Source organism: uncultured Veillonella sp. (assembly GCF_900545205.1).
Lineage (GTDB): Bacteria > Bacillota > Negativicutes > Veillonellales > Veillonellaceae > Veillonella.
In genome coordinates this window covers 1-3,033 of the sequence record NZ_UQYC01000119.1, presented here as the reverse complement: position 1 = coordinate 3,033, position 3,033 = coordinate 1, and the positions used below count along the sequence as shown (strand labels likewise).

Here is a 3,033-nt window from a genome sequence, read left to right as displayed (position 1 = left end):
TACCAACGGTACCGGTAGTTAAAAACCATGTAATAAAATAGATAGAACGTGGTAAAGATTTGCCAAAAGCAAACATGGATGAATAAAAGATTGCTGTACCAATAGTTGTAGCTACAAAAACAGCTAGAACCTCTCTCATCCCTGCATAACGCCATATGCGCGTATATAGATGCATAACCAAGAACATCAACATATATGAAACCAATAATAATGGTAATGCGTCTACCATTTGATCAATATATCGAGGTTCTATATAACCATCAAATCTAATAAATAAACTGATAAATGCAACAATAACAATCGTCGCAATATCGGCAATAAACAGTATGGCTGGTAATAAATATGAACGCAAAAGAACGCCCCCTTATATGTGAGATAAACCCTATCCTTAATCCTTACCGATACGTGATACCATGTATGCGCCGGTCAAGATTGGAGCAATATCACGAGCAAAGTTGATGCGGCTATTTTTAGTCAAGTAAAGAACATCCCCTTCACGCATAATATAGTTTTCGGACATATCTCCAGTTTGTAACATACGATTTAAATTTATAGGAATTGGTTTTTCAGGATTATCTTGATGAATCAAGTAAATTTTCTTTTTAGCTGTATCCCAGTTAAAGCTACCAGCAGCACCAATAGCATCGATAACGGTACTAGACTTAGTCAATGTATAGGCACCAGGTTTATTAATCTCACCGAATACATACACACGAACACCACCAAGTTTCGTAACATTTACAGTAATATCTGGATTAATAATGTAACGAGATAGACCTTGCTGTAATTGAGCCGTAAACTCATCGACGGTTAATCCATCTGCTTTTACTGGTCCCACCATAGGGAATGATACATATCCATCAGGACGGACAGTGTACATGATGTCGTTCCCATTACGTGTACCAAGATCCGCTTGTTGTACAACTTGAATGGTTAGTTCATCCCCTTGACGTAGACGATACTCTTTATCTGAGCTCACAACAGATGCACTCGTTTCTAGTGGTGCATGACCTTCTGTTTGTAATGCTTTAGCATTGTAGGACTGTTCTGTTGTTACATTAACAGGTGCAGCCATAGATGTTGTTGTGGCACATAAGAATGCTGCCATCATCATATACTGTTTTTTATTCATACTTTACCTCTTTGATTTACATACAACCCACTCAATACATCACTTATTTTCTAAGATTATTAATCCTAAAAAATCGGTTAAGTCATTTTATCATTATTTTAAATTTTCTTCCATAAACGCAGACCATTCTGAGCTAACTTCATCAAAACTTTAAGAAGGAATCCCGTAAATATAAGGTTTTCACCATCTATTCATGGGTATTTTTTTACTCACTTCACTCACATTTCACCCGATTTTTTCATTTATTTTCGATAAATAAATTAAATATATATAAACTCAATTCACCATCGCTTCACAAAATCATCAAAATCTCATCAAATTTATTGATGAAACAAAAAAATAAGGTGTATATACTAGCTTTCTAGTATATACACCTTATTTAAAATTTTAGATAAGTACTACTGACTTAAGGTATTAATTATTCAACACGACCGCCTAAATATGCTTCCATAACGCGAGGATCATGACGTACTTCATCAGCTGGACCAGATAATACCATTTTACCTGTTTCCAATACATACGCGTAATCAGCAATTTTCAATGCTTGTCGTACATTTTGTTCTACCAAAAGAACAGTAGTTCCTTCAGCACTAATTTCTTTGATAGTTTCAAAGATTTCATTTACTACTAATGGTGCAAGACCCATTGATGGTTCATCCAATAGTAAGAGCTTTGGACGTGCCATAAGTGCACGACCAATAGCTAACATTTGCTGTTGACCACCAGATAGAGTACCACCTAATTGGTAACTACGTTCGTCAAGGATTGGGAAGCGTTTAAATACTTTTTTAATATCTGCTTCAATCTCATTATCGTTACGGATATAAGCACCCATTTCTAGGTTTTCATAAACGCTCATATCTTGAAGAATTTGACGACCTTCAGGAACTAAGGAAATACCACCATGTACAATTTGATGTGTTTTATGGCCAGTAATATCTTGGCCTTCAAATAATACTTTACCAGATGTTGGTTTTACAAGCCCCATGATGGTTTTCATAGTTGTAGATTTACCGGCACCATTGGCACCAATCAAAGATACAATAGAGCCTTGAGGCACTTCTAAACTAATATCTTTTAAGGCTGTAATATGTCCATAACCAGCCACGATGTTTTCTAGCTTTAACATATTACGCCTCCTCTTTACCTAAGTAAGCTTCAATTACAGCCTCATTATTTTGAATTTCTTGAGGTGTACCTTCAGCAATCTTTTTACCAAAGTTGAATACTACCAAACGATCACAAATATTCATCATCAATTCCATAGCATGTTCAATTACGACAACAGTAATACCAAGATCGCGAATCTTACCAATCAATTGGCGCAATGCTTCTGTTTCACTATCGTTCATACCTGCTGCTGGCTCATCGAGCAAAATTAATTGAGGATGCGTTGCCAAAGCACGTGCAATTTCAAGGCGACGTTGTTTACCATATGGCAAAGATGTAGCTACCTCTTCAGCATCTTCTTCAAGACCTACTAGCTTTAAGAACTCATAAGCAATGCCACGACAACGTTCTTCTTCAATGCGTTGGCGTTTAGTTCTTAAGAAACTAGCAATGAAACCAGAACCTGTTCGGCAATGCATACCTGTTAAAACGGTTTCCAAAGCTGTCATATTGCCAAAGAGACGAATATTTTGGAATGTACGAGCTATACCCATTTCAACTGTTCTATGTGGTTTAATGCCTACAACAGACATACCATCAAATACGATTTCACCAGAACTTACAGGGAATACACCTGTAATCAAGTTAAAGAGTGTAGTCTTACCAGCACCGTTTGGACCAATAACACCAAATACTTCGCCTTGTTTTACGCCAAAGGATATACCGGTGAGAGCTGCAACGCCACCAAAGCTTTTACTTACGTCATTTAATTCTAATAGCATTCAGTTCCC

At 36.7% G+C, this 3,033-nt stretch carries 3 protein-coding genes and 1 pseudogene; all 4 read right to left on the bottom strand.

Annotated features, from left to right (window positions below; all coding sequences use genetic code 11):
- A pseudogene (locus tag QZR70_RS08785) lies at positions 1 to 352 on the bottom strand (polysaccharide biosynthesis protein); the annotation flags it as partial.
- Positions 353 to 388: 36 nt separating this feature from the next.
- A complete protein-coding gene (locus QZR70_RS08780; protein WP_129822888.1) occupies positions 389 to 1,132 on the bottom strand; it encodes a polysaccharide biosynthesis/export family protein in 744 nt (247 codons plus the stop codon).
- A gap of 418 nt (positions 1,133 to 1,550) precedes the next feature.
- Positions 1,551 to 2,261, bottom strand: a complete 711-nt coding sequence (locus tag QZR70_RS08775) for an ABC transporter ATP-binding protein (RefSeq protein WP_119206281.1) — start codon at positions 2,259 to 2,261, stop codon at positions 1,551 to 1,553.
- 1 nt (position 2,262) lies between these two features.
- A complete protein-coding gene (locus tag QZR70_RS08770) occupies positions 2,263 to 3,024 on the bottom strand; it encodes an ABC transporter ATP-binding protein (RefSeq protein ID WP_105089003.1) in 762 nt (253 codons plus the stop codon).
- Positions 3,025 to 3,033 lie beyond the last annotated feature (9 nt).

Bases quoted from the DNA above. Each gene is read 5' to 3' on its own strand.
- QZR70_RS08775 (WP_119206281.1), bottom strand. From the start codon at position 2,261: ATGTTAAAGCTAGAAAACATCGTGGCTGGTTATGGACATATTACAGCC.
- QZR70_RS08770 (WP_105089003.1), bottom strand. From the start codon at position 3,024: ATGCTATTAGAATTAAATGACGTAAGTAAAAGCTTTGGTGGCGTTGCA.
- QZR70_RS08780 (WP_129822888.1), bottom strand. From the start codon at position 1,132: ATGAATAAAAAACAGTATATGATGATGGCAGCATTCTTATGTGCCACA.